Source organism: Bacillus sp. FJAT-29814 (assembly GCF_001510715.1).
Lineage (GTDB): Bacteria > Bacillota > Bacilli > Bacillales > Cytobacillaceae > Neobacillus.
Genome location: NZ_LMTJ01000001.1, coordinates 248,531 through 275,182 on the forward strand (window position 1 = coordinate 248,531; position 26,652 = coordinate 275,182).

Consider the following 26,652-nt stretch of genomic DNA (forward strand, 5'->3'; position numbering starts at 1 on the left):
ATTTAGATTTTTAAAAATAGGTTGATTTTTCAGAATCTAGGCATTATTATTTAATGTATAGTTGTATATACAATGAAAAAGGAGGTCTCGGATGAAATTACTAGGAAGGGTTGCTGTAGTAACAGGCGGAGCCAAAGGAATAGGTAAAGCCGTAAGTATGTTGTTTGCAGAAGAAGGGGCTGCCGTGGTTATAGCGGACCTTGATGAGGAAACGGGCAAGAGAGTTGTGGATGAACTTGCAGCCAATGGGCATAAATCCGCTTTTGTAAAAACGGACGTAGCAGACGAAGAGTGCGTCAAAGCTCTAGTCGAAGCTTCAGTCGATACTTTTGGAAAGCTTGATATTATGATTGCGAATGCTGGTATTGCAGAAACCATTCCGATACATAACCTGTCTCTCGAAACCTGGAATCGCACCATTGATGTGAATTTAACCGGGGTATTCCTTACAAACAAATATGCAATAAAACAAATGCTGTCTCAAGGGCATGGGGTCATTGTCAATACAGCCTCGATGCTTGGTCATATTGGCAGAAAAGGAGTCACTTCCTATACCGCATCCAAAGGAGGAGTGGCCAATTTAACCAGGACCTTGGGAGTAACTTACGCCAGTAAAGGGATACGAGTTAATGCCGTTTGCCCGGGTTATATCGATACAGACTTAATCCGGAATAAATCTCCTGAGGAGTTTGAAGAGTTAATCCGATTACATCCGATTGGCCGCTTAGGGCAGCCGGAGGAAATCGCCAAAACTATTCTTTTTCTAGCAAGTGACGATTCTTCATTTATTTGTGGAGCTAATTTAATGGTGGATGGAGGTTTTACCGCTCAATAATAAAAATGGTGCTAATAAAACAGAATGAAAGGGTTTACGATATGGAAAAAATGAAAACCTTTGTTAATACTCAAATGCCAATCTATATTCAAATATCTCATGACATCCGAAGCCAAATTGTAAGCGGCAACTATAAACAGGATGAGAAAATTCCAACCGAGGATGAAATTGTAGTCAAGTACGGCGTCTCTCGAATGACAGCCAGAAATGCTGTAACCGAATTAGTGAAGGATGGGTTAGTTTATCGCGTCCAAGGTAAAGGAGCGTTTGTAGGAAATGTAAAATTAAAACGAAGCCTCAATAAAATAACAGGGTTTCACCAGGATATGCTCGAAATTGGCCTGCACCCAAGATCAAAACTACTAGAATTCCAAAAAAGAGCCCCTACAGACAAAGAGTGCCAAAAGTTAGCCATCCGTAAAATTAATAGAGTCTTCTCCATCAAGCGGATCAGATATATTGATGATATTCCCTATGGTTTTCAGGAATTAGTCATACCCGAATATCAGGTCCCAGAATTAGCCTCAGTCGATCTCGAACATCAATCGTTCTATTCCTACTTAGAAAATATCGACAAGCCCATAAAAAATGCCGAACAGCAAATGGAAGCGGTCATGAACGACCAAGTAGCGAAAATACTGGGTATTTCAGAAAGCATTCCGTACTTCTCTTTTGAAAGAATTTCCTACCTTCATGATGGAAATCCAGTAGAGCTGTTGCACTCTTTTTTCAGAGGAGATAAATTCTCCTACACGATCAGTCTTTCCAGCGAATAACGGAGCCCTATTTTTCAAAAGGGCTTCTTAAAAAATAGAAACACAGAGAGGGGAATCTTACTTTGAATTTAAAAGGGTACGCTCTGGAGATGTTCCGATCAGAGCTTGAGGATGCAGTAGGTCCTGAAAATGTAGTAGATGTGGTGAATGATGCGCAAAAGGATTTGGCGATTGATCAATATTGGCTGACCTATATGTGGAAGCAAAAAAACGAAGAACTGCCGTTGCCTTATTTTATCGTAAGGCCGGAAACGACCGAAGAAGTCTCGAAGGTAATGAGAATCTGTAACACCTATAAGGTGCCAGTTGTCCCTAGAGGAGGAGGCTCTGGAACGCAGGGCGGCGCAGCCACCATGTATGGAGGAATCGTGCTGGATCTCACCCGAATGGACAAAATTATCGATATTGACGAAGAGTCGCTCGTTTTAACTGCCCAGCCGGGAATCAATGGACGTGTCCTCGAAAATAAACTCAATAAACACGGATACATGCTATCTCATTACCCATCCTCGGTTGATATCGCCACATTAGGAGGATATCTTGCCGCAAGGGGCTCTGGTGTCATGTCCACGAAATATGGCAAAGCCGAAGACATGGTTCTATCCGTAGAGGTGGTCCTGCCAGATGGAAAAATCGTAGAGACACTCCCTGTTCCAAACCATGCCTCCGGGCCGGGGTTGCTGCAGTTATTTGTCGGTTCAGAAGGAACGCTTGGTGTGATTACAAAAATTCGTATCCGCTTAGATCCGTTGCCGGAAACACGCTTATTTAGAATGATTAAGTTTAACGATATTCACGATGGCATTGAAGCAGGACGGCAAATCATGCTCAACCGATTAAACCCTGCCGTCATCCGGCTGTATGATCCAGGCTCTACCAAAAAATCGTTAAAGGGAACCGGAATGGAAGCGGAAGGCGTCAATATGGTTCTCATGGTGGATGGATTCGAAAGTATCGCAACCGAACAGATGAAAAAAGTGTTAGAAATCTGCCTTGAAAATGAGGGGACGGATTTAGGTGAAGAACCGGGATTATACTGGTGGAATACCCGGTATGACTTCTACCGCCCGCCGCTGCAGCCGTCTTATCCGCTTTTATATGGAACAGTAGAAACAATTACCACCTATGACAAAATCCATAAGCTTTACGATGAGAAAAAACGATTGGTAGAAGAAAAGTATAAGGAATATAACGCGGAGTATATGGCCCATTTTTCCCATTGGTATCCATGGGGGACGATGATTTATGACCGATTCTATATTGCCAATCCTCCAGAAGACTCAAGGGAATTATTCCGGTTACATAACCAGATTTGGGCGGAATGTTCACGGGTTAATCTGGAAAATGGCGCACTATTAAATGAGCATCATGGGATCGGTTTCAAACTCGGCTATCTCATGCCGGAGCTTTATGGCGATATGTTTGATGTGTTATTAAATATTAAAAAAGGCATCGACCCTAAAGGGATCATGAATCCAGGGAAGTTAGGATTCGGCATTTGGTAATCTAGGAGATTATTAGTTTTTAAAAAAGGAGTGGCGTTATGAAAGCCTTATGCTATGTAGGCCCCAATGAATTAGCCGTTAAAGAAAAAGGCATACCTGAGATTGGGCCGGGGGAAGTCCTGATTAAAGTGGCCTATGCCGGGATTTGCGGTACCGACACGCTAGCCTATCACGGCGGGATGACCAAACGGACAAAGCCTTTTGTCATACTAGGCCATGAATTTTCTGGAACCGTTCACGAAGCCGGACCTTCTTCCAGCTTTCAGAAAGGGGACAGAGTAACGGTTGAGCCGATTACCTCCTGCGGCGAATGCGACAGCTGCCAGAGAGGGGTCTACAATCTTTGCACGGTTGCTTTCAACTTAATTGGCATTGATAGTGACGGGGCGTTTGCCGAATATATTAAAGTTCCAGAGTCCAAGGTTTACCCGCTGGGAGATACGATTTCGATGCAGGCTGGAGCCTTAATCGAACCGCTTGCAGTATGTGTCCATGCCGTGGAAAAAGGAAATATTTCAGCCGGCCAAACGGTATTAGTGGTTGGCGGCGGTCCGATTGGCATCATTACCGCCCTGACTGCCCAACAAAGAGGAGCAAACGTATTCATTTCGGAAATTAATCCGTACCGAATACAGGTCGCCCATCAATTAGGGTTTGAAGTGTTGAATCCGACCGAAGCGAATTTTCTGGATCAAATTCATGAAAAAACCCGAGGATGCGGTGTGGATGCTGCCATCGAAGCAACAGGGACCAATAATGGGATCGTTACCTGTATTGAAGCGGCCCGCACAAAAGGAATCGTTGTGATCGCGGGTTTACCGAAAAAGAAAGCCGATTTTGATGTGTACCGCATTATTGCAAAAGAATTGCAGCTTGTCGGAACAAGGGTCTATATGAAGGAAGATTATGACCAAGCTATCGAATTGCTTTCGTCAGGGCGATTGGACCTAAACAGCCTCATAAGCAAGGTGGTTCCACTGGAAGAGGCCATTGTGAAAGGGTTTGAAGCGATTGACAACGGCGAGGATGCCATCAAAATCCTCATTTCAATTTCAAACGAGGATGAGAAGCTATGAATGAACAATACGTTTTAGGAATTGACCATGGTTCAGGCGGATGTAAGGTTACCTGTCTTCGTACCGATGGAACCATTTATTCAGAGGCGTGTGTCCCGTATCCATCCCTTTATCCCCATCCTAAGTGGGTGGAACAGGAGCCTGAAACGTGGATGAAGGCAGCCATTGAGGCGGTATCCAAAGCAACGGAGAAATTAGGTCCTCAGGGAAGGAAGAATATTAAGGCGCTCAGTTTTAGTGCCCCGCATCATGTTGCGGTATTACTTGATAAGGATCGTCAGGTAATCCGCCCGGCGATTATGTGGAATGACCAGCGTTCTGGTGAACAATCCAAGCAACTGAACGAATTATATGGAAAGAAAATATTTGAACTTACTTATAATGCACCGAATCCGACCTGGACGCTCAGCCATCTTTTATGGCTGAAGCAGTATGAGCCGGAACAGTGCGAAAAAATCGATAAAATCCTCTTTATGAAGGATTATGTCCGTTATCGTTTTTCCGGGCGTATGGCTACCGATTATATCGAGGCGGAAGGCACGCTCTTGTATGACATTGAAAAACAAGAATGGTCTGAATTCCTGCTTTCGCTGGTTGAATTAGATGAAAGCGCATTCCCTCCGGTGTTACCGCCTACGGATGATTGCGGTACCATTTTGCCTGAAATCGCTGATTTGCTTGGGCTATCAGAGCAGACCAGAATAATTGTGGGCACGGCGGACACGGCTGCTGAGGTCTATGGATGCGGTACGATCAAGGATGGTGATGGGGTCGTCAAGCTAGCAACTGCCGGTAACTTTTGCCTAGTTACTGACACGGTTACTAAGAATGAAAAACTAACGACCTATCATCATCTTGTCGATGATTTATTTTACCAGAATAGTGCAACCAATTTTGCTGCTGCCTCTTTCCGCTGGTTTAAGGAAAGCTTTTTCCAAGAGTTTGAGGATAGCATGAAGGTTCCATCGATATATCCTGAGATTATGAAACAGGTTGAATTAATTAAACCAGGGTCAGATGGGTTAATTTTCCAACCCTACTTAAATGGCGAACGCTCGCCGCATTGGGATCCACACCTAAGAGGAAGCTTCTTTGGATGTACCGCCCGCCATTCCAGAAGCCATTTTGCCAGAGCCGTCTTGGAGGGGGTCGGTTTTTCCTTAAAGGATTGCAGCCTGCAATTTCCTGATAAACGTTTGAAGAAGATGCGGATTATTGGCGGAGGCAGCAAAGGGCGGGAATGGGTGCAGATTATTGCTGATATCTTAAATGTGGAATTAGAGGTTCCTGCCAGCAGCGATGCCTCCTTTGGAGCAGCTTTGGTTGCCGCTACAGGAATCGGCTGGTTTGCTGACTTAAAAGAAGCCGCTCAGGCTGCTGAAAGTGTCATTTATAACCTTTCACCTCAGGAGAAAAATATCGGTGTTTATGAAGAGTTATTTTCCATCTACCAAGAATTACATTCACGTACCTATGAATTGTCACACAGGCTCTCGCAGTTTAGTTCCTAGGGGAGGAATTTTTGCAATATTGGGAATTTGCCTATCATCAGGCATTCTATACAAAGGAGAGTGTAAAATTTATGAAGAAAAAATGGTTACTTTTATTCTTGGTAGGTAGCTTACTAGCAGGAATCCTTTCTGGATGTTTAGGCAGCCAAGCTGAACCGACAGAAACAAAAGAAAAAACAGGGAAGAAAGGCGAAACCGTCATTAGAATTGCTTCAGTTGAAACAGGACCAAAAACAATGGATGTTCTTCAGAAAGCAGGGGCAGAGTACGAAAAGGAATTTGGGGTCAAAGTGGTAGCAGAAGCCGTGCCGCTAGCGGATATTTTTACAAAAATCAATGCAACCTATGGAACTTCTGCCCAATATAGTGCGTTCCTTACTGGTTTTGTTGGACATATCTCCATTTTAGAGGAGCAGGGGAAATTAGCTGAGGTGGACGATATCATTGAAACCCTTGGCGGTAAGAAAGACTTCTACGACGGACATATCTTATTCCCCATCAAGGGGAAAACGTATTGGATTCCATATGATTACAACTTAGGATATGGCTACGTACGAACAGACTGGTTAAAGCAAAAGGGACTATCTGTTCCTAAAACATGGGATGAATTAGTTAACGTTGCGAAGGCATTAACGGATAAGGCCAATAATAAATACGGTTTAATTATGCCGTTATCTTCTGATGGAGCCACAAACTGGCTAACAAGCAGCTTATTGTGGGCCAATAATGTCCGTATTTTTGATGAAAATTGGAAGGTCATTCTAGATTCAGCGGAAATGAAGCCGAAGGTGGTCGAGTCTCTTAAACTGCTGAAAGAACTTCATCAATACATGCCGGCTGAAGCAACAAGTGCGTCTTATGCCGAGATGACAGAAGCTTTTATCTCCGAACAGGTAGGTATGACCTTCTACTCTGGTAGATTAGTTGACATTTTGGAAGCGAAAAATCCAGATTTAGGGGATAAATTTGAAGTGTTTGGTATTCCTATGAAGGATGGAAATGGTGTAGCCGCTACACTAGGCTATGATTCATTGGCTGTCTTGAAGACTGATCATACAGATGAAACAAAGAAGTTTGTGGAATGGTTCTATAAGGAAAAGCTTAATGACTTCTTGCATACGGATGGGGTTCATTACTTCCCAGCTCAGGAATCTATTTATAACAGCGAAGAATGGCGTTCTAACCCAGTCATTACGAAGTATTGGAAGACAGGTGTGGAGCCTCAGTATGAGCTTTTGAAAAATGCAGAGCTGCACTCCATTGACTCGGATGGTCCTGAAACCGATGCACGTCCTGGTAAAGTGTTTGAAGCCTTTTTAATTCCAAAGCTATTCCAAAAAGTGACATTGAATAATGAAGATCCTGAAAAGGCAGTGGAAGAGATTGCAGACGAAATTCGAAAGTTAGTTGGAGAGAAATAGAGTTATAGTCAGGCAGATTCTCGAAGTCTGCCTGGCTCTTCTACAAATAGGAGGCGGTTACGATCGAAAGGAAGCTTTCAAAACGAGATATCCCCCTGGTACTCCTTTTTTTGATACCCGGTCTATTAATATTCACATTCGTGATTATTATCCCTACAGGCTTTGCGATCAGCTATAGCCTCTACGAAGCATCAAGCTTTGTAGGAATCCCAACGTTTGTCGGTTTGGAGAATTATCTGAATCTCTTATCGGATATGCGTTTTTGGCGTGATCTATGGCAAACCTTAGTCTATGCACTTGGTTCGATATTTTTGCAAATCATTATTGGTATTGTCATTGCCTTAATCCTTAATCAACAATTTAAGGGACGGGATTTTGTCAGAGGAGTATCAGTTGTTCCATATATTATTCCAGTAATTGTTGTTACGATGGGCTGGGAATGGATTCTCGATACGAACTTTGGGATTATCAATAAAACATTGGCGTCCATAGGATTAGGTAATATTAATTTCCTATCTATGGATCTTGCTATGCTCACTTCTATTCTATTATCTGTTTGGACATGGACTCCTTTTGTCACTCTTGTCTTCCTATCGGGATTACAGACAATTTCACATGATTTGTACGAGAGTGCGACATTGGATGGGGCAAATGGCTGGCAGCAATTTTGGAGAATTACCATTCCTATGATGAAAGACTTGTTAATTACGATTGTCCTTCTTCGCGGGCTTTGGATGTTCAATAAATTTGATTTAGTGTGGTTATTGACGGGGGGCGGACCGCTTGAAAAAACGGAAACCCTTCCCATCTATATATATTTAAAAACGTTCAAGCTAAACGAAGTAGGGTATGGCGCTACGGTGGCCGTTACTTCTGCTGTCATTATGATGGTGATCATGTATGTTTATTTAAAAATGACAAACTATTCACCGAAGGATAAGCAATTAAAGAAGCGGGAAGCTGCGGAGGCGCAAGAGCAATTATCAGCTCTCAATCAAGGAATTTCTATTAAAGGAGACAGCAGCCTATGAAAAAAAGCATACGTTCCCAAATAACCATCTACATTCTGGCAGCTTTTGTCTTTCTTTATTCTTTTTTTCCTATCTATTGGATTACGATATCGCCATTACGTGGGGTCAAGGGGTTTTTTGAAAATAGCACCTCTTTATTGCCAACTTCATTTGATTTAACCTTCTTTGTGAATATATGGAATGAGACAAATTTCCCATTGTATTATAAGAATAGTTTCATAGTAGCGATTGCTACAACCGTTGTTACGGTTATTTTTTCAAGTCTCATCGCCTATGTGCTGACTCGTTTTCATTTTCGTGGAAAAAATTTGATGCTGAACGGCATGTTAATCGGTTATATGTTGCCGCCAATGTTATTGGCGATTCCGCTGTTAGGAATGTTCATTTCCTTTGGTATTGACGATTCATTGTTTGGGTTATCCATCTCCCATATTGCAATGACGCTGCCGTTTGGTGTCTGGATGCTAAATAGCTTTTTCAAGACGATTCCATTTGAGCTGGAGGAAAGTGCCTGGATGGACGGGGCTAGTCGATTTCAGGCTTTGTACCACGTTATTTTGCCTTTGCTTATTCCAGGGGTCATCAGCGTAGGGGTATTTTCGTTTATTGTTTCCTTTACAGACTATACGTTTGGACTCATGATGGTTTCTTCTGAAGTGAATAAAACGATTCCTATCGGATTGGCAGGTATAAAAGAGTCGACCTCCCTACAGCGCGGGGAATTGCTTGCAGGCGCCGCCATGATTATTGTCCCGATGGTTGTTTTGTTCTCCTTTGTTACGAAGTATTTTATTAAAGGTCTTACAGCAGGGGCAGTAAAAGGGTAGGCGGCGGTAGCTCCGAAGTGGTGTCAGACACGCCTTGGATTAAGTCGAATAGCAAGCAGCAGGCAGGAGATGATTGGGCTATGTTCGAATTAGATGTTAATGAGCGAAACGTTGTTGTTACGGGTGGAAGCAGCGGAATCGGGTTAGCTATAAGTAAGGCATTTTTGCAAAAAGGGGCTAACGTAAGTAATTGGGATATTCATCTAACAGATGAGGTAAAGCAATTGTTGGATGAATATCCCTCTAGATTTCAGTATCTCGAAGTGGATGTTATCGAGGAAAGTTCAATCATTAAAGCGATGGAGAATACATGGGGAACAGTCGATGTGCTCATCAACAACGCTGGAATCATAAGTAAGTCGCCGCTAGAGAGTATTCGTATCGAAGACTGGAATCGCATCTATGATATTAATGTTCGAGGCACCATGTTGGTTACAAAAAATCTTGTGTGGAAATTGAGAAAGTCCGGGACAGGGCGGGTCATAAACCTCTCTTCCATGACTGCAAAAATTGGACTGGAAACTTACAGTCTTTATTCCTCAACAAAGGCAGCTGTCTCGAATTTGACCAAAGTGTGGGCGCTGGAATTGGCCAAGGATGGTATTACGGTAAATGCCTTATGTCCAGGTTGGGCTGATACAGCGATGAAGGAAAAACTCGTTCAGGGTATCGCTGGGATCCACAATATTCCTAACGATGAGGCGGAGGAGCTAATTTTAGAACACGTCCCGCAAAAAAGGTTTATTCATCCTGAAGAAATTGCCTTCTGCTGCCTCTTTATTGCAAGTACTCTTGCGGGAGCAATCAGCGGACAGGAACTATTTATTGATACTGGGCTGACGAATATGTTTAAACCTGGGGTGCATGCCACGGATATATAGTGTTGGAAAAACGGGTTAAGCCCCCAATCAGGTAAGGCATTAATGCAGTGGGCGACTGACCTCATAGCAGAAATTAAACGAGGTGAATGGAATGGAAGGTTTTGCAGTATTTCATACTCCGGAAAAAGTTTTATACGGATGCGGGTCTTTCCGGCAGGCAGGAAAGGAGGCGGCTGCCAAGGGGAAAAAGGCACTGATTATTACCGATGAGGTCATGACAAAGCTTGGGTATGTAGCGGAATTGCGACAACTGCTGACGGCAGAAGGCGTTGAAAGTGTTGTCTATAGTGGGGTGGCTTCTGAGCCAACCGATCAATACGTTGCCGAAGCGCTTGAAATACTCTACAGTGAGGCATGTGACGTAGTGCTGTCGCTCGGCGGCGGCAGCTGCATCGACACGGCTAAAGCGATTGTGGTCCTCGAGAAGAATGGCGGCTATATCGGGGATTATATGGGCGGCCAAAAAGACTGTACCCAGCCAAGGGTTCCCCACATTGCTCTTCCAACAACAGCAGGCACCGGGTCAGAGGCAACCGATGTAACGGTGATTACCAATACATCGACTGATGTGAAAATGATGATTAAGCACCCGGTGTTTATGCCGGCCGTTGCTATTGTAGATCCGTATTTAACACAGTCTGCTCCACCGCAGATTGTGGCAGCGACCGGGGGTGACGCCCTTTGCCACGCCATTGAAGCCTATTTATCGAAGAAAGCGCATCCGATGACCGACACATTGGCTAAATCGGCGATTGGGCTGATTGTTCGCTCGCTTGAGCGAGCCTATCATGATCCCACTGACTTAGATGCGAAGGAAGCGATGTGTTTAGGCTCCCTGCAGGCGGGGATGGCGTTTTCGAATGCTTCCGTCACCCTGGTCCATGGGATGTCCCGCCCGATTGGTGCGCTTTTTCATGTCCCGCATGGGCTGTCAAACGCGATGTTGCTTCCGGCTGTTCTTGAGTTCAGCAAAACGTCTTGTACGAAACAATTGGCGGAGATTTGCGAATTATTCTTTGAAAAAGGGAATAAGGTTTCTGATGGGGATGTTTCTGAGAAAGCAGACGCAGTCATTCACAGAATTAAGGAAATGTGCCGGAGCCTGGATATCCCGGATCTAAAAAGCTGGGGCATTCCCGAACAAGAATTCCAAGCAGCCCTCGAAAAAATGGCAGGAGATGCCCTGGCCAGCGGAAGTCCAGCGAACAACCCAAAAGTACCAACCAAAGAAGAAATCATCAGCCTCTATCAAACATGCTATCAATACATGACGGTCTAAAAGGGGCTCAGTACCCCAGCGGTTTAATGCGGTGGAAGCACTAGGGATGTGACCTTACTGTGATATTGTATTAAAACGATGATGATATAGTTTTTGAGCTTAGGAGGAAGAATCGATGTCTATTATTCAAGTTAAGGTTTTGAAGAATTTCATAGGCGGCCAGTGGGTTGAGGCGAAGACCCAACGATATGAAGAAGTACCAAACCCGGCGACAGGAGAAATTTTAGCAGAAGTCCCTTTTTCCACTAGAGAGGATTTGAATGCCGCCGTCGCTGCAGCCAAAGAGGCGTTTGCTTCTTGGAGTGAGACGCCAGTTCCTAAACGGGCGCGAGTCATGTTCAAATACCAGCAATTATTGGTTGAGCATTGGGATGAGCTGGCGACTTTGATCACCAAGGAAAACGGAAAAAGCTTCAAGGAAGCCTATGGTGAAGTACAGCGCGGCATCGAGTGTGTGGAGTTCGCGGCAGGTGCGCCAACGCTCATGATGGGTAAACAGCTTCCGGACATCGCGACAAACATTGAATCAGGCATGTACCGCTACCCGGTAGGAGTGGTCGGCGGGATTACCCCGTTTAATTTTCCGATGATGGTACCATGCTGGATGTTCCCGTTAGCGATAGCACTTGGGAATACGTTTGTCCTGAAACCGTCGGAGCGGACACCGCTGCTGGCCAATCGCTTGGCTGAACTGTTGAAGGAGGCCGGATTTCCAGACGGTGTGTTCAATATCGTCCACGGCGCTCACGATGTGGTTAATGGATTACTAGAGCATAAAGATATTCCGGCGATTTCTTTTGTCGGCTCTCAACCGGTCGCCGAATATGTTTACAAAACAGCGGCAAACCATGGCAAAAGGGTCCAGGCTTTGGCGGGTGCCAAAAACCATTCGATTGTAATGCCCGAGGCTGATTTAGATCAAGCCGTTAAAGAAATCATCAGTGCCGCCTATGGGTCTGCAGGCGAACGATGTATGGCTTGTTCAGTGGTGGTCGCTGTTGGCGAAGTCGCAGAACCTCTGATTGAAAAATTAACCGAGGCAGCCGATCAGATTCGGATAGGGAACGGGATGGAGGAAGAGGTCTTTTTAGGTCCGGTCATCCGCCAACAGCATAAAGAGCGGACAGCATCGTACATCCTGACGGGTGTTCAGGAAGGAGCCGTTTTGGTAAGGGATGGCCGAAAGGACGAAGCCTATCATCAGGAAGGATATTTTATCGGGCCGACCATCTTTGACCAGGTGACACCTGAAATGAAAATTTGGAAAGATGAAATCTTTGCCCCGGTATTGTCGATTGTTCGGGTTGATAGTTTAGAAGAAGCTGTAGATTTAACGAATCAGTCTGATTTTGGAAACGGCGCCTGCCTGTTTACGAAAAATGGTGCTGATGTCCGTTACTTTAGAGAGAAGATCCAGGTCGGTATGCTCGGTGTAAACATAGGAGTCCCGGCGCCAATGGCTTTCTTCCCGTTCTCAGGCTGGAAAAACTCCTTCTACGGAGATCTCCATGCCAACGGCCCTGATGGTGTGGAATTCTACACAAGAAGAAAAATGCTAACCGCTAGATGGTAAATCATCAAGTAGTGGTCGAATAAAAATTGTGGTAATAGGGTCAGGAATTGTAGGATCAAGTACAGCCTATTATTTAGCAAGAACAGGGGCGGAAGGTACTGTCGTTGATAAAAATCATGAAGGCCAAGGTACAGCAGCCGGAGCAGGTATTGTTTGTCGCTGGATCACAAGTGTTGAAAATGAGGATTGGTATATATTGGCCAATGCTGGAGCATGTTTCTATTCATCGTTAAACGAGGAGCAATGAAGCACGGTACCAAGTATTATTCCGGTGAGGCTAGCTTAGGTGTATTAAACGGAAAAGTAACAGGTGTAAATGTAAATGGTGATTCAACATCAGCTGATTCTGTTATCATTACTGCAGGAGCTTGGACTTCGGAGATATTGTCTCCTTTTGGTATCAGCATTCCAGTTGAACCGCAAAAAGGTCAAATTGTTCATTTAAAGCTGCCAGGACAGGATACCTCTAAATGGCCTGTGATTCTTCCACAAAGTAGTCACTACCTTGTGAGTTTTAATGATTCACGTGTAGTGGTTGGCGCTACTAGGGAAACGGGTTCAGGCTTTGATTACCGTGTAACTGCAGCTGGAATGAAAGAGGTATTAGAAGAAGCATAATCAGTGGCACCGGGGTTATCTGATGGAACTTTACATGAAACAAGAATTGGATTCAGACCAGTAGGACCGAATATTTTACCTTTGTTAGGGGATCGGTTCAAGCAATAGAAGGATTAATTATTGCGACTGGGCTAGGGGCATCAGGGTAAACAATGGGACCATATGTAGGTGTTTTGGCTGCTAAACTAGCAATGAACGAAAACATTGACATAGATATCTCACTATATAATCCTTTAAGAAAAACTCGGGAGGTATATAGTAAGTAACTATATCCTAACATTCAACATAAAAATCCATCCTTGAATAGCAGCTAATACATTATTCCTAAAACATTAAAAATGATAATAATATTATGTCATCTTACATTTCTATTTGGCTGAAATTGTAACAAGTGGTCAGCCCTTTTTAGTTCAATTAAAAGAAGATGAAGAATACCCAACAAAGCCGAAGAAATATGTTCATCGGCTTTCTTTTTTTACGGGTAAAATGGACTATGTGCCAGATTGGGGAATATTTATTTTGGTTCTATAGTTGTATAGACGACCATACATACAATTTGGTAATTTTGCATTGAGTGACACATTTTGGAAAAAGGAGGGAATTTTCTAATCAATATAATTGATAGTTTTTAGCGATGTTGCTCCCGTATCCGGATACTCCCTAGATTTTTTCAACATACATTCTCCTTATTTTTCACTTCTCGGATCACACATTTAGTAGTTTTTCAACAATCTTTCATTTAGAAGAATTTAAAATTACAGAATCGGAGGCTGTCTTTCTATGAATTGGGCCGCTAAAAAGTTTTGGTTTTTCTTTGTATTTTTGACCTCGTTTACATTTTTATTCGGATCAGCCAGTTATGCCATGGGGGAATCGGCACCGGGACGTACGGTGGATGTAAAGGTGATGACCTATAATATTCAAGCCGGGGCCGGCTCTGATGGGAAGTATAATATTCAAAGAACGGCAGAGGCGATTCGCCAATCAGGTGCGGAAATCATTGCACTTCAGGAAGTCGATGTCCATTGGGGTGCACGAAGCTTATTTGAAAACGATATTGAAATATTGGCCAATGAACTTGACATGTATTATTTCTTCGCTCCAATTTACAGCCTGGACCCTCTAAATGATGGGGATCCGCGCCGCGAATTTGGCGTGGCGGTGTTAAGTAAATACCCGATTATTGAAGCGACTAATCGTGAAATTGCGAGACTATCAACACAGGAGCCCAATCCGGTTCCGAAACCCGCACCAGGATTTCTAGAAGCGTTGATAAATGTAAAGGGTGCAAAGGTTTGGTTTTATGTCACGCACTTGGACTACCGTTCCGATCCGACTGTGCGGAAAATGCAAGTAGCCGATATGCTGCAATATGCGGGGCAGCATGAATACAGTATTTTGGCAGGTGACATGAACGCCGGACCCAAGGCCCCCGAGCTTCAGCCGCTCTTTGCGCAATTCACTGATGCCTGGGCCCTAACGAACGACGGACCCGGATATACTTACCCAGCGCTAGCGCCAAACAATAGAATTGATTATATCATGCCAACACCGAACATTGGCGTAAAGTCTGCTAAAGTTATTGATACACTTGCGTCCGACCATCGTCCTGTCATCGCTGAGCTTACGTTAATTCGCGGAAATCAGCCATAATGAGGAGGAGAATTTCGATGAAAAAGAATCGCTTGTTTTCAATCGTTGCCATCATCTCGGTATTTTGTTTGTGCCTGCCCTTTTCAGCAGGTGCCACCGGCTGGCAGGACCCAACAAAACCGGGCTGGAAAGAAGGAGAAGCCAAGAACGGCTGGATTCAAAGCAAACTTCAGCATATGACACTTGAAGAAAAGATCGGCCAGCTGTTCATTGTCCATGTCTATGGAAAAACACCGACAGATCCAAATTATGAAGCTACCAATCTGAATGGAAATCGCGGCGGGAAAAACTTTAAAGAAGTGATTGAAAAATACCATGTCGGCGGTGTCATTTATTTTAATTGGACGGATAATGTGTTGACTCCACTCGATGCAGCACAGACTAACGCCCTTTCGAACGGGATTCAAAAAATCGCCATGGATCAGCGGATGCCTATCCCGCTGTTCGTCTCGACCGACCAGGAAGGCGGGATTGTTCAGCGTCTGGTAAACCCTGGAACTGTGTTTCCGGGGAATATGGCTCTTGGAGCGACTCGTTCCTCCCAATTCGCCGCTAATTCTGCCGCTATTTTAGCCACAGAATTAAAAGGGATTGGCGTGAATATGAATTTTGCACCGGTGGCGGACGTAAACGTCAATCCGGCCAATCCAGTTATCGGGGTTCGTTCCTTTAGTGAAGATCCTGGCTTGGTTTCAGAATTAACAGTCGCCCAAGTAGGGGCTTACCAAAACAAAAATTTAATCGCGACTGCCAAGCATTTTCCGGGACATGGTGATACTGCAGTCGATTCCCATTATGGACTGCCAATTATAAATCATGATTTGGAAACACTTCATAATGTCGATTTAAAACCGTTTAAAGCGGCAATTGACGCAGGCATCGATGCGATTATGACTGCCCATATTGTTGTTCCGGCACTCGACCCGTCCGGTCTGCCTGCGACTCTATCAAAGCCGATTCTTACTGATTTGCTTCGCGGTGAGCTTGGGTTTAAAGGCTTGATTATTACCGACAGCCTTGGAATGTCAGGTGCGAATGTTGTACCTGCTGACCGAGTGGCAGTCGAAGCATTCAAGGCTGGTGCTGATATTCTCCTAAACCCGCCGAATGTAGAGGTTGCCTATAATGGAATGCTGGCCGCTGCCCAAAGCGGAGAAATCTCGGAAAAGCGTATCGATGAATCGGTCTACCGAATTCTAGAGTATAAATTCAAGCGGGGGTTATTCGATAATCCTTATACACCTGAATCGGCCATTGCCAATATCGGAACAGCCGAACATTTGGCAGCTGCAGATGAAATTGCCAATAAAAGCATTACACTAGTAAAAAATGAAAACAATCTGCTTCCATTTAAAAATACGGACAAGATTTTTATCACCGGACCATCAACAGGTAAACCGAACATGCTTTCCGGACAGCTTGGAAATAAAGGGTTTAATACAAGTTACTATGCAACCGCAGCTTCACCGACAGCAGCGCAAATAAATAGTGCCGTAGCGTCTGCCCAGCAAGCAGACAAGATCATTGTGACCACGTATAACGCCAATACGAATGCGGCACAGCAAAACCTGGTAAAGGCGTTGCAGGGAACCGGCAAGCCGGTCATTGTTGCGGCGATTCGCAACCCATATGATTTAATGTCCTTTCCAAATGTAAATGCCTATCTAGCAACCTATGGAGACCGTGACGTATCAGTAAATGCCTTGGCCAGAGTGCTGGCGGGTGAAGTCAATCCGTCTGGAAAGCTTCCGGTAACGATTCCGGAAGTAGCCAAATTCGGTGATGGATTATCCTATTAATCTATAAAAGCTGAAGGCTTGTATGGAGTCTTCAGCTTTTTTTGTTAGAAATTCTAATCATTCAATTGTTGGAAAAATCCGGTAAAAACAAAAATAATAGCCTTCTGGTTTAAACCAAACCCTATTGATTTTATTGGCATTTTCGCAACCTTATTAAAAATAAGTAGAATCACATAAGTAATGAGTAAACTTATAATGGAGCCGTAAGTATCTATATAATATGGGTTAGAATGGATGTCCTTTTCGACAGCAGTTAATCAATATCCTCCCAAAGTCCATTAAGGGTAAGGCAAGACACTTCTTATTAGTACGGATAAAACGATTCTATTTGCCTATTATTGTTGGGAAATTTTTGAGATTTCTTAAATGGTAGGTGAGAAATAATTAGGGGAATGTATGTTCTTTTTCTTGTGTAGATGATATACTTGAATGGCAATAGAATAGGGTTTCTCAAGGGTGGTCGGCACACTCCCAAAACGAAAGGGGGTGATGCTGGGTGACAGTTTTTGAATCATTGATGTTTGCGATTGCTTTTGCCAGTTTAATCGTAACCATCCTGTCATTTAACCGAAAAAAATAATCCACCCTTGAGTTAGTGGCTCGGGTGGATCATCCGCTTGGAAGCCGATTCCCTTTGAGGGAACCGTCTATTGCTGGACCGAACATGTGGCTGCATGTTTGGTCTTTTTTTAGAATATGATTTTCTTACTCCTATTATAACCCAAGATTATGAAAAAGAAATATAAAAACTCAAGATAAGATAGATAAATCTGTAGGCACAATCCAGATAAACGGAAGGTGCCTGGCACTTTTTTTAATCTTTTTCTAGACCGGACATGTGACAGCAGGTTCGGTCATTCTTAGTTTAAGACTTGCATAATCCTATTATAAGTAATGAAAGAAACTAATGAATCTGGTAAAAATACCTGGCTCAATATTACTTTGAATATAGTGAATTCGTAATTATTTTTTTCATTTTTCAACATGATGTTTGGCATAAGTATTGCTTATAGCCCTATTAATTAATCTTTATTCACAGCAATCTATTATCCAATTATAATTCAATTATACAGAATTGTTTGAAAAAAGGGAGGAAATATTTCGATGACAAAAATGAAGCAAAATGGTTTTGATCTTTCTCAAGAGGACGTTAATGAAGAATTACTTAAAGAATTATCAGAATTCCCACTTCTTGAAGCACTTTTTGGAAGGCGTTCCCGTCGATTTTTTCTTGGCGCAGAAATTCCCGATGGTCCTCTTGCTTATAAATCTAGACACGAACCCGTTCCACTAAGTAAACTAGAAAAACTGCTAATATTATTGGGGGTCAGTGGTGTAACGGGGTGGCACCATTCTGTTACTAGACATGATCGTTATAAACCTCATCTTTCCAATTATTCAGGATCGCCATCGGGGAGAACCCATCCATCTGCGGCGGGTTTTCATACTTCTGAAGTATTTTTTACGGATGATACAGGGACCTACATTTTCCGTACCCGTGATTTTGCACCAGAGGTTGAACGCTCCCAAGATGGACAACTTTCTACAAAAGAACTACTCCTATCACATCAAAAACGAATTGAGAAATTATCCGACGAGCGCCTGCATATTCCCAATTATGAGCCCTATATGGAGGGGCATAATTCTTGGGTGGCCAATAAACCAGGTACTTTTTTGGTGTTTCCGGTCGGGGATTTAGCCCAGCATACACTGTTAAATTTATGCTTTTACGTACAGAATGGGCTAGCTATCTATGATGATATAAATAATCGAAAAATCCCAGGGTTAGAGAAATACAGTCATATTGTCGATGTCGATAATCCGGTTCCCCTTAGCTTTCTTGATCAATATTCACTTGCTGAACTTTCTGCAGAGTTGGCCACAGCGACATATTCAGGCATGTTATTGCAGCAAGCAATTGGACTTGGAGGCTGGATGTTTGATGGAATTGACCGGTTAACCGTTTTAGGAGCCAGTGGTGATCCAGATGTTCCTGGTCTTGGCTTCCGCTATGATACAGATGAACGTTGGGCCATACCTAACCCAACAGGACTTGAAGGGGTATTTACTTCGTATACACCTCCACATTATCTGACAATGAGAGATGCAGTAGATGCATTAGTGGAACGTAAATTTGGGAAGGGAGGACCATTCCATCCGGAAACAAAGGGGATTTGGAAGAATCCGTCATTCGTGCGCAGCAGTGCACAAGTTCATGATGAAGAATTTATAGAAATCATTGCCCTCCAGGCTCAATACATGTATGATACATTCGGGAAATTTCCAGCAACCATACCTTCTGTTTATTCATTAATGTACCTACAGTCTCACCATTTAGATTTGGAGTATTATGACAAACTATTTGATCCGCATTCTTATTTATCCACCCATGCTGAGCATTTGAAAAAGTGGCATGGAATAAAGTTGTAACTAATAAAAATAAAAGGCAGAAATCCGATTTCTCTTCGGATTTTTTGCCTTTTTTATTGGCTTTGTTATAGCTGAATGTTGATTTCCCAGTGTTTGAAAAATAAACGGAGAAACTCTGTTTAAATTGGGAAATACCGCTATTTCCCTAAAAATAAAGGAAGTTTTTCCGATTATCTTATAAAATCATTGAATTTTCTCTTATTTAGAGCAGTTAATCGGAATATCTCCGCTTATGAAAAGGTTATGGTGATTTATTTACAAGAACGAATCATTTAGCCTGCACTTTTTATAACGTACAAAACACTAATATAGTAGAATATAGTCATAACCATTGAAGAAGTAGCTTAATAGTTCTTTTGATTTTTTACTTATCGAAGAGAAATACAATTGAGCAGGGAGACTATTTAAATTCTGGAGGCAAGTAGAAATGCTGAATATCCGCAATGTAAAAATCGAAGATCTGCATGAGATTACCATTATTGAGAGTTTATGTTTTCCGACAGAAGAGGCTGCTACCAAAGAAGCGTTTGAAAAACGCATTGCGTTAATACCGGATAGTTTCTTCGTGGCTGAACTGGAGGGTGTGATTGTGGGGTTTGTTAATGGACCTGTTATCGAAACACCTTTTATTACAGATGACTTGTTTCGGGAAATTAAGGATAATCCACTGACCGGTGGACATCAAAGTGTTCTTGGAATAGCGGTTACCCCGCATTTTCAAACACGAGGTGTGGCAGCTGCCTTACTTGCTCATCTGGAAGACTCCGCAAGATTAAAAAAACGTAAGACTATTACACTTACCTGCAAGGAAGACCTAATTGGCTTCTATGAAAAATTTGGATATATCAACATGGGAGTTTCAAACTCGGAGCATGGCGGTGTTACTTGGTACAATTTGGTTAAAATGTTATCCCAATAAGGTGATCTGGCTAAAGAATTAGGGCAGTATGATATTTCGGTGAATATGATTTCTGGCGGATTGCTAAAGCAATAGTTGTAAAGAGGAGGTAAAAATGAAATTAGTTGCCATGAGCGGTTACGAGAAACTTAGACATATTTATGAGAATAATTTGACTGTCGAATTGCTTGCAGAAAATTTAACTACATGCAATGTAGATGATCAAGCAAGAGATGTAAAAAATACAATGAGTCAAAAAGATTATGATATTTTTGGAGTAAGAGACAAAGACAGGGTAATCGGGTTTGTAAAAAGAGATGATTTAAATAGTGATCAAAAAATTGAGAACTTTGTTAGAAAATTTAGCGCGGATGATTTGATCTCGGATTCTACTTCTTTGATTGATTTGCTAGATATATTTCAAGACAAGGAATTCATTTTTATTCTTGAAAGAAATAGCGTATCTAAAATAGTAACCGTAGCGGATCTACAAAAACAACCAATCAGAATGCTGGCATTTAGCTTAATTTCCTTATTGGAAATGTATTTGCTATCTTTAATTAAAGGATATTATTCAAATGAAAGTTGGATCCCATTGCTTTCAGAATCCAGATTAGACATGGCCAAGAAATTAATGGAGGCAAGAATGGAAAATAATGAGGCTCTGACATTATTGGACAATACTCAGCTGGGCGATAAAGGTACCATTGTACAAAAAACACAAGAGTTGGTTGATAAATTAGGATTTGAATCTAAAAGTCAATGTAGAGATTTCTTTAAAAAGATTGAAAAACTTAGAAATAATACGGCACATTCACAACAAAAAATTTACCATGATAATAATGAGTTTATTGCTCTGATTTTGCAAATTGAAAGAGTCATTAAAAATAGTATTTAAGTGCTTTGAAAAACTATAGGATAATGTAGTTGCAGAAAAATATCGCAAAAGGTTTATTTGAAATGACTGTATTTGGGAATAAAACCAAACCACTAGCCTATCGAAAAATTGACAGGGAAGGTTCGTATGGCAAATACCATAAGAACCTTCCCTGTGAAATTTGGAATCCTTCTTTTATCTCCCAATCACAAAACAAACGGTGGTTGTTGCGCTGCCTCCGATGTTTAAGGTGGCGACATTTTTGGCATCTTTTACTTGGTAGCTTCCTGCTGTACCAGTGACTTGCTTATAAGCATCAAGAACCATTCGAATTCCGGTTGCACCGACTGGGTGGCCTAAGCCGATTAATCCTCCGCTTGGATTGATGGGGATTCGACCATTGAAGGTAATATCCCCTGATTCAATAGCCTTCCAGTTTTCGCCGGGTTCTGTTATCCCGAAATGATCAATGGCCATATATTCAGTGATGGAAAAGCAATCATGTGTTTCAATCGCATCAATATCGTCCACGCCGCGAAGTCCTGCTCGGCCAAACATGTCCTCAATGGCTTTACGGACATGTGGAAACACGTAGCGCTGCTCCGCACTTTCCTTCATCTTGTCTTCAAGCAGCATGGGGGCTGTTTTGTGCCCCCAGCCTTTTATGACAGGGATGTTTTCGAACGGTATTTTGTGACGGTCGGCATAGGCCCTTGCGTATTTTTCGGATGAGAGAAAGATTGTGGCTCCGCCGTCTGTCACTTGCCCGCAATCCTGGCGGCGAACACGGCCTTCAATTACATGATTATGCTCATCATTTTCCAGAAAGCTATATTCATTGAATTGCCACTTTCTTGTTTGAGCGTTAGGGTTTCGCTTCGCATTTTCAAGATTAATTTTCGCGATTTCAGCTATGTGTTCATAGCGAATCCCGTAGCGCTCGTCATAAACATCGATTAATCGATTAAATAAATAGGGCCAAGGATAGGTGGCGTCTTGTGCCTCCCGACCTGTCCAGCAGGCGACACCGAGGTTATCCGCCGCTTGTTCTCCTGATACATTGCGCAGTAATTCTACTCCTGTTACACAAGCTAGATCATAACGGCTAGCCTCTATATCGGCTGCAGCTGCCAGGATGGCGATACTGCCTGAAGCGCAGGCTGCTTCATGGCGGCTTGCCGGAACACCGGAGAAGGCGGGATGAATTGAAGCGAATAATCCGCCAAGCTGGCCTTGCTTGCTCCCCAGCTCTCCAACAAAATTCCCGATATGACAAACTTCCACTTCACTCGGATTAATTTTCGTTGATTCCAGTGCACCCTCGACACTGGATTTTAATAGATCAAAAATGTTTTTTCCTTCTCGCGCCCAATTTCTTGAAAAATCAGTTTGGTATCCGCCAAGCACATAAACCTTAGATGTATTCATGAATAACTGCCTCCTCTATAAAAGAAATGATAAAATCGACTTTCTGTTTAATTTAAGGATGCAATTTTCATGCCAAAGGCTATTTGAACCGCTGTAGCTTCTTTACGAGCGAGGATTGACTGATTCCGAGTACTTCTGCTGCTTTACGGGTTGTTTTATATTCTTTTAATTTTTCCATAATGATTTTCTTCTCTAAATCTTGAAGAATTTTTTTCAAGGTCCGTTGATTAGGGTTCTCGGTAGAATGAAGGAACGGAAGATCTGACCATTGAATATCATCATGGTCAATGGTCACCGCTAACCGCTCTATTAAATTTTCCATCTCCCGGATATTGCCCGGCCACTTAGAATCCTCGAATAATTGGATCGTATCGTCCGAAAATCTCTTGGTTAACCCATATTTTCTATTTGTTTTTTCAAGGAAATGATAGGCAAGTGGCGCAATGTCTTCGACTCTTTCCCTTAATGGCGGAATCGTAATCGGAATGATATTCAAACGATAAAATAAATCTTGTCTGAACTTCCCTTCATTTACGAGTTGTTCAAGGTTTTTATTCGTTGCCGAGACAACCCGTACATTGATTCTGATGCTTTTCCTGCCGCCAATTCTAGTAATTTCGAATTCTTGCAGAACACGTAGCAGCTTGACCTGCAAATCAAGCGGCATGTCTCCAATTTCATCTAAAAAGATGGTTCCACCGTTTGCCTGTTCAAATAACCCCGGCTTCCCGCGGCTGTCCGCCCCTGTAAAGGCTCCCTTTTCATAGCCAAAAAGCTCTGATTCCAGAAGATTTGAAGGGATAGCGGCACAATTCACCTTAATTAATGGTTCATTTGCGCGTTTGCTTAGCCGATGGATGTAATTTAACAGCACTTCCTTCCCTGTTCCTGATTCGCCATGAATAAGAATCGTCGTATCCACTTTAGCAATCTTTGCACATATAGCAAGGATTTTTTGAAATTCGGGGCTTTTGGCAATAATATCTGGAAAAACCGGGATTTCTTCATGAATTTTCATGTTTCCTTTGTGATGATGCTTCATTTTAAGAGCAATTGATAGTATTTGATCAATTTTGAGTTTGTTCAATTCAGCGATATCGCGAATAATTAACACAACATGGGTAACTTGGCCTTTGGCATTCTTTATCGGGCTCCCCGTCATTAACACACCCGACCCTCTAATATTGATGACCTTTGTAACGGGTTTTTCATGTTTTAAGACGTCAAGAGTAATAGAATCGTTTATAATACCATTTTTCAATACATCATGTATATTTGATCCTACAAATTCTGACTCTGAATACGAAGTAATTCTGCATGCAGCCTTATTGATGGCGATTCCATATCCATCCGCATCTCTAATAGCCAGACCGTCATAGGATGATTCAAATACCTGCTTGAATAATTCGAGCAAAGAAAACTCTCCCTTCATAAAACTCTCTGATAAAAAATTCATCACCTGATTCTATTATTCATCACTAACGCGTAAAATCCTTCTCGACTTTTAACAATATTCATAATATTCACCATTTTTGTGCGTTTTTATTGTTGGCACGGTACTTGCATTGTTAATTCATGACCATGTCGTTACTGAAGTCATCCTTGTAGAAAAGGAGATATTACTAAAAATGTAAATGGATTCGACAATTTACTATTGATATTATGTGAAAGTTTGGAGGGGATTTTATGGTTGTGGAAATGTTTAAACAAACATTAGGGACTGAAGAAGAGTCGGTAATCAAAAAACTTGAAAAATGGGCGAGAGAAAGAGGGGATAAAACGTTTATCTATTATGGGGAAGAAAATCGATCGATTACCTATAAAACATTTAATGAACTGGCCAATAGTTTCGCGCACAATTTAATTGATAAAGGCATTCAAAAAGGGGACCGCATTTCTCTATTTTTAAAAAATTCCTACATCACAACGATTGCCATGTTTGGTATTTGGAAAGCGGGGGCTGTTTACTGTCCGATTAACTTTAATTATATGGGCAACCTGCTATCATATCAGATTAATGATACAGAGCCGAAAATGCTGATTACGGAAAGGCAAATGGTACCAATCATCAACGATATAAAAGATAGATTAACGCCTATAACTATCGTCCTCCATGATCCAAAAGAGTGTGAACATGATTATCAAGACGAAGTAAATATCAAACTAGATGGAAAGTTTCCTAGTCTGTTGTTTCAAGATTTTATAGTAGGTAATAATGACAATCCAAATATTGACCTCCATTTTTACGATATAGCGAATATTATTTATACATCAGGTACAACAGGCCCTTCTAAAGGGGTTGTACAATCTTATCGTTGTCTTCACAGTTATACGTATCTCGTACGCGCCTTTAATAATCAAGAAGACGTCCTTTATAATGATTTGCCGATGTATCATGTCGGAGCAGCATTTGCGAATGTTGTCAATGCCGCTTTTGTCGGATGTACGGTTGCGATGTGGGATAAATTCAGTCCAAGTAATTTTTGGAAGCGAATTGAAATAAGCGGAGCGACAAATGCAATCCTTGTAGATGTGATGATTCATTGGTTAATGAAAGAAGCCCCGACTGAAAACGACCGCAATAATACATTGAAAAAAGTACAACTGCAGCCGCTGCCTGAATATCACAATGATTTCGCCAAACGATTTGGTATTCATTTTGTAGAAACAGAGTATGGGCAGACTGAGACCGGGGGTGGGTGTCATGTAATTATTGATGAGCTTGGTGAGGAACAAGGCACTCCAATTGAAATGTATAAAGGATATACAAGAGAGGAAGTAGCCGAAATTGCCAAAAATTTAAATCTTTCTTTTCCAAAAGGTAACATAAAATTTCCAAAAGGTTTCGTAGGAGGTTCGACTCCATTTATGGAAGTAGCAATCCTAAATGAACATGATGAGGAATGTGACATTGGGGAGTCAGGACAATTTGCTTATCGCCCTCTTTTTCCGCATATCATGATGAAAGAATATTATAACAAGCCTGCAGCGACTACAGAAGCCTTCCAAAATCTTTGGTTTCATTCAGGGGATGTAGGCTATAAGGATGAAAATGGATTCTATTATTTCGTTGATCGAATGAAAAATTTGATAAGACATAAAGGGGAGAATATTTCATCCTATCAAATTGAAAGTCTCATAAATCAGCATGATTTAGTTGATATATGTGCCGCTTTTCCAATTCCTGCCGAAGAGGGAGATGCGGATGATATTGTTGTCTTCGTTGTCCCAAAAACAGATGAATTAAGCGAAGCAGCGCTTGGTGAATGGACGAAAAGGGAAATGCCGAAGTATATGTGGCCTAAGCACATTCGCATCGTACCGGATTTGCCGAAAACACCGACGAATAAAATTGAGAAATATAAATTAAGGGCCTTGATTTTAGAAGAGTTTCAAAAAGTTAATATTTAAGGATAATGCAGGAAAGAGGTGGGTGGATTGTTGTCTACAGAAGAAACATACGAAACGATTGTTTTTGAAAACAATAATGGGATTGCGAAAATTACGTTAAACCGTCCTGAGCAGCTGAATGCGCTAAATTATGCAATGTTACTAGATTTAGATAAGGCTGTTTCCAGAATTAAAGAAGATGACACCATTCGGGTATTAATCATAACGGGGGCTGGGAGAGCGTTTAGTGCAGGTGGCGATGTTAAGGGTTTTGAAAACGCAACCATTCGCCATATGAATCACCAAATGGAAATTGGCAATCGAGTGGTTACGAATATTGCTAATTTAAAAATTCCTGTAATTTCAGCAATCAATGGTCATGCCGTTGGTCTCGGTTTTAACTTCGCTTTAGCTGGAGATATTATCATCGCATCAGACAAGGCTAAATTCTCGCAGATTTTCATTAAAATTGGCGTTATTCCTGACGGCGGAGGCACCTTTTTTCTGCCGCGGCTAATTGGGTTAGCGAAAGCGAAGGAGCTGATGTTTACAGGGAGAATGCTAGATGCGAAAGAAGCCTGTGATATGGGGATTGTGAGCAGGGTAGTAAATAGTGAAGATTTTGAACAAGAAATTGAAAAGCTGGCTCACCAATTTAGCCAAGCCCCAACAAAAGCCATCGGCATTATGAAACAGTTACTGAACAAAAGTTATGATCATGATCTGCAGACAGCTTTAAGCTATGAACAACTAGGACAAAACCTTGTCCTTGACTCAGATGATTATCATGAAGGCGTTCAGGCTTTTATCGATAAAAGATCACCAAAATTCTTAGGAAAATAAG

Annotated in this window: 23 protein-coding genes; 21 read left to right on the plus strand and 2 right to left on the minus strand. The window is 42.1% G+C overall.

Translation table 11 applies throughout. The features are described from left to right. Window positions 1-91 precede the first annotated feature (91 nt). The 19 genes from AR334_RS01215 to AR334_RS01300 all read left to right on the plus strand — a co-directional run bounded on the left by AR334_RS01215 (window position 92) and on the right by AR334_RS01300 (window position 21,011). The gene (locus AR334_RS01215) at window positions 92-835 is read left to right on the plus strand and encodes an SDR family NAD(P)-dependent oxidoreductase (protein WP_066304060.1); all 744 of its coding nucleotides are present in this window, start codon (window positions 92-94) and stop codon (window positions 833-835) included. A 41-nt stretch (window positions 836-876) separates the two neighbouring features. Beyond that, on the plus strand, window positions 877-1,611 hold the full coding sequence (locus AR334_RS01220; protein ID WP_172799137.1) for a GntR family transcriptional regulator: 735 nt from the start codon (window positions 877-879) through the stop codon (window positions 1,609-1,611). Between the two features lie 62 nt (window positions 1,612-1,673). Continuing rightward, window positions 1,674-3,116 carry an FAD-binding oxidoreductase gene (locus AR334_RS01225; protein ID WP_066304065.1) on the plus strand — a complete coding sequence of 481 codons (1,443 nt, stop codon included), beginning with the start codon at window positions 1,674-1,676 and terminating at the stop codon, window positions 3,114-3,116. Between the two features lie 38 nt (window positions 3,117-3,154). Continuing rightward, window positions 3,155-4,192 carry a zinc-binding dehydrogenase gene (locus AR334_RS01230; RefSeq protein WP_066304067.1) on the plus strand — a complete coding sequence of 346 codons (1,038 nt, stop codon included), beginning with the start codon at window positions 3,155-3,157 and terminating at the stop codon, window positions 4,190-4,192. Next, window positions 4,189-5,703 (plus strand): xylulokinase, encoded by a 1,515-nt coding sequence (xylB, locus tag AR334_RS01235; RefSeq protein WP_066304069.1) that lies wholly within the window; start codon window positions 4,189-4,191, stop codon window positions 5,701-5,703. The genes AR334_RS01230 and xylB overlap by 4 nt, the downstream gene beginning before the upstream one ends. A gap of 11 nt (window positions 5,704-5,714) precedes the next feature. Then, window positions 5,715-7,124 (plus strand): ABC transporter substrate-binding protein, encoded by a 1,410-nt coding sequence (locus AR334_RS01240; RefSeq protein ID WP_066304071.1) that lies wholly within the window; start codon window positions 5,715-5,717, stop codon window positions 7,122-7,124. A gap of 110 nt (window positions 7,125-7,234) precedes the next feature. Next, window positions 7,235-8,155: a carbohydrate ABC transporter permease gene (locus AR334_RS01245; protein ID WP_253701149.1), complete on the plus strand. Its 921-nt coding sequence runs from the start codon at window positions 7,235-7,237 to the stop codon at window positions 8,153-8,155. After that, on the plus strand, window positions 8,152-8,982 hold the full coding sequence (locus AR334_RS01250; protein ID WP_066304072.1) for a carbohydrate ABC transporter permease: 831 nt from the start codon (window positions 8,152-8,154) through the stop codon (window positions 8,980-8,982). The genes AR334_RS01245 and AR334_RS01250 overlap by 4 nt, the downstream gene beginning before the upstream one ends. A gap of 80 nt (window positions 8,983-9,062) precedes the next feature. After that, a complete protein-coding gene (locus tag AR334_RS01255) occupies window positions 9,063-9,863 on the plus strand; it encodes an SDR family NAD(P)-dependent oxidoreductase (RefSeq protein ID WP_066304073.1) in 801 nt (266 codons plus the stop codon). Window positions 9,864-9,954: 91 nt separating this feature from the next. Further along, entirely contained in the window at window positions 9,955-11,142 is a 1,188-nt protein-coding gene (locus AR334_RS01260) for an iron-containing alcohol dehydrogenase (RefSeq protein WP_066304079.1), read from the plus strand. Window positions 11,143-11,257: 115 nt separating this feature from the next. Further along, a complete protein-coding gene (locus AR334_RS01265) occupies window positions 11,258-12,715 on the plus strand; it encodes a CoA-acylating methylmalonate-semialdehyde dehydrogenase (protein WP_066304081.1) in 1,458 nt (485 codons plus the stop codon). Between the two features lie 28 nt (window positions 12,716-12,743). Continuing rightward, window positions 12,744-12,962 (plus strand): FAD-binding oxidoreductase, encoded by a 219-nt coding sequence (locus AR334_RS30710; RefSeq protein WP_066304086.1) that lies wholly within the window; start codon window positions 12,744-12,746, stop codon window positions 12,960-12,962. After that, window positions 12,959-13,333, plus strand: a complete 375-nt coding sequence (locus tag AR334_RS30715; protein ID WP_066304088.1) for an FAD-dependent oxidoreductase — start codon at window positions 12,959-12,961, stop codon at window positions 13,331-13,333. The genes AR334_RS30710 and AR334_RS30715 overlap by 4 nt, the downstream gene beginning before the upstream one ends. A 780-nt stretch (window positions 13,334-14,113) precedes the next feature. Continuing rightward, entirely contained in the window at window positions 14,114-14,986 is an 873-nt protein-coding gene (locus tag AR334_RS01280) for an endonuclease/exonuclease/phosphatase family protein (RefSeq protein WP_253701150.1), read from the plus strand. Window positions 14,987-15,003: 17 nt separating this feature from the next. Continuing rightward, window positions 15,004-16,785, plus strand: coding sequence for a glycoside hydrolase family 3 protein (locus tag AR334_RS01285; protein ID WP_066304092.1), 1,782 nt, complete (start codon window positions 15,004-15,006; stop codon window positions 16,783-16,785). 496 nt (window positions 16,786-17,281) lie between these two features. Then, complete coding sequence (locus tag AR334_RS30720) at window positions 17,282-17,365, plus strand: putative holin-like toxin (protein ID WP_367576351.1); 84 nt, start codon at window positions 17,282-17,284, stop codon at window positions 17,363-17,365. 524 nt (window positions 17,366-17,889) lie between these two features. Further along, on the plus strand, window positions 17,890-19,215 hold the full coding sequence (locus tag AR334_RS01290) for a hypothetical protein (RefSeq protein ID WP_216637998.1): 1,326 nt from the start codon (window positions 17,890-17,892) through the stop codon (window positions 19,213-19,215). Between the two features lie 427 nt (window positions 19,216-19,642). Then, window positions 19,643-20,134, plus strand: a complete 492-nt coding sequence (locus AR334_RS01295; protein ID WP_066304094.1) for a GNAT family N-acetyltransferase — start codon at window positions 19,643-19,645, stop codon at window positions 20,132-20,134. A gap of 94 nt (window positions 20,135-20,228) precedes the next feature. Continuing rightward, window positions 20,229-21,011 carry a hypothetical protein gene (locus AR334_RS01300; RefSeq protein ID WP_066304095.1) on the plus strand — a complete coding sequence of 261 codons (783 nt, stop codon included), beginning with the start codon at window positions 20,229-20,231 and terminating at the stop codon, window positions 21,009-21,011. A 174-nt stretch (window positions 21,012-21,185) separates the two neighbouring features. Here the strand turns inward: AR334_RS01300 and AR334_RS01305 are convergent, their stop codons facing one another. Next, a complete protein-coding gene (locus AR334_RS01305) occupies window positions 21,186-22,418 on the minus strand; it encodes an acetyl-CoA acetyltransferase (RefSeq protein WP_066304096.1) in 1,233 nt (410 codons plus the stop codon). Between the two features lie 79 nt (window positions 22,419-22,497). Continuing rightward, complete coding sequence (locus AR334_RS01310; RefSeq protein ID WP_253701151.1) at window positions 22,498-23,832, minus strand: sigma-54-dependent Fis family transcriptional regulator; 1,335 nt, start codon at window positions 23,830-23,832, stop codon at window positions 22,498-22,500. A 272-nt stretch (window positions 23,833-24,104) separates the two neighbouring features. Here AR334_RS01310 and AR334_RS01315 point away from each other — a divergent pair, with 272 nt between their 5' ends. Both AR334_RS01315 and AR334_RS01320 read left to right on the plus strand, forming a co-directional pair. Continuing rightward, the gene (locus AR334_RS01315; protein ID WP_253701152.1) at window positions 24,105-25,829 is read left to right on the plus strand and encodes a class I adenylate-forming enzyme family protein; all 1,725 of its coding nucleotides are present in this window, start codon (window positions 24,105-24,107) and stop codon (window positions 25,827-25,829) included. Window positions 25,830-25,859: 30 nt separating this feature from the next. Next, window positions 25,860-26,651 carry an enoyl-CoA hydratase/isomerase family protein gene (locus AR334_RS01320; protein WP_066304101.1) on the plus strand — a complete coding sequence of 264 codons (792 nt, stop codon included), beginning with the start codon at window positions 25,860-25,862 and terminating at the stop codon, window positions 26,649-26,651. The last annotated feature ends 1 nt before the right edge of the window (window position 26,652 follow it).

Excerpts from the sequence above, each read along its gene's own strand:
- AR334_RS01305 (WP_066304096.1), bottom strand. The coding sequence starts at position 22,418 with ATGAATACATCTAAGGTTTATGTGCTTGGCGGATACCAAACTGATTTT.
- AR334_RS01215 (WP_066304060.1), top strand. The coding sequence starts at position 92 with ATGAAATTACTAGGAAGGGTTGCTGTAGTAACAGGCGGAGCCAAAGGA.
- AR334_RS01230 (WP_066304067.1), top strand. The coding sequence starts at position 3,155 with ATGAAAGCCTTATGCTATGTAGGCCCCAATGAATTAGCCGTTAAAGAA.
- AR334_RS01295 (WP_066304094.1), top strand. The coding sequence starts at position 19,643 with ATGCTGAATATCCGCAATGTAAAAATCGAAGATCTGCATGAGATTACC.
- xylB (WP_066304069.1), top strand. The coding sequence starts at position 4,189 with ATGAATGAACAATACGTTTTAGGAATTGACCATGGTTCAGGCGGATGT.
- AR334_RS01220 (WP_172799137.1), top strand. The coding sequence starts at position 877 with ATGGAAAAAATGAAAACCTTTGTTAATACTCAAATGCCAATCTATATT.
- AR334_RS01280 (WP_253701150.1), top strand. The coding sequence starts at position 14,114 with ATGAATTGGGCCGCTAAAAAGTTTTGGTTTTTCTTTGTATTTTTGACC.
- AR334_RS30715 (WP_066304088.1), top strand. The coding sequence starts at position 12,959 with ATGAAGCACGGTACCAAGTATTATTCCGGTGAGGCTAGCTTAGGTGTA.
- AR334_RS01315 (WP_253701152.1), top strand. The coding sequence starts at position 24,105 with ATGGTTGTGGAAATGTTTAAACAAACATTAGGGACTGAAGAAGAGTCG.
- AR334_RS01255 (WP_066304073.1), top strand. The coding sequence starts at position 9,063 with ATGTTCGAATTAGATGTTAATGAGCGAAACGTTGTTGTTACGGGTGGA.
- AR334_RS01250 (WP_066304072.1), top strand. The coding sequence starts at position 8,152 with ATGAAAAAAAGCATACGTTCCCAAATAACCATCTACATTCTGGCAGCT.
- AR334_RS01285 (WP_066304092.1), top strand. The coding sequence starts at position 15,004 with ATGAAAAAGAATCGCTTGTTTTCAATCGTTGCCATCATCTCGGTATTT.
- AR334_RS01300 (WP_066304095.1), top strand. The coding sequence starts at position 20,229 with ATGAAATTAGTTGCCATGAGCGGTTACGAGAAACTTAGACATATTTAT.
- AR334_RS01265 (WP_066304081.1), top strand. The coding sequence starts at position 11,258 with ATGTCTATTATTCAAGTTAAGGTTTTGAAGAATTTCATAGGCGGCCAG.
- AR334_RS01260 (WP_066304079.1), top strand. The coding sequence starts at position 9,955 with ATGGAAGGTTTTGCAGTATTTCATACTCCGGAAAAAGTTTTATACGGA.
- AR334_RS01290 (WP_216637998.1), top strand. The coding sequence starts at position 17,890 with ATGACAAAAATGAAGCAAAATGGTTTTGATCTTTCTCAAGAGGACGTT.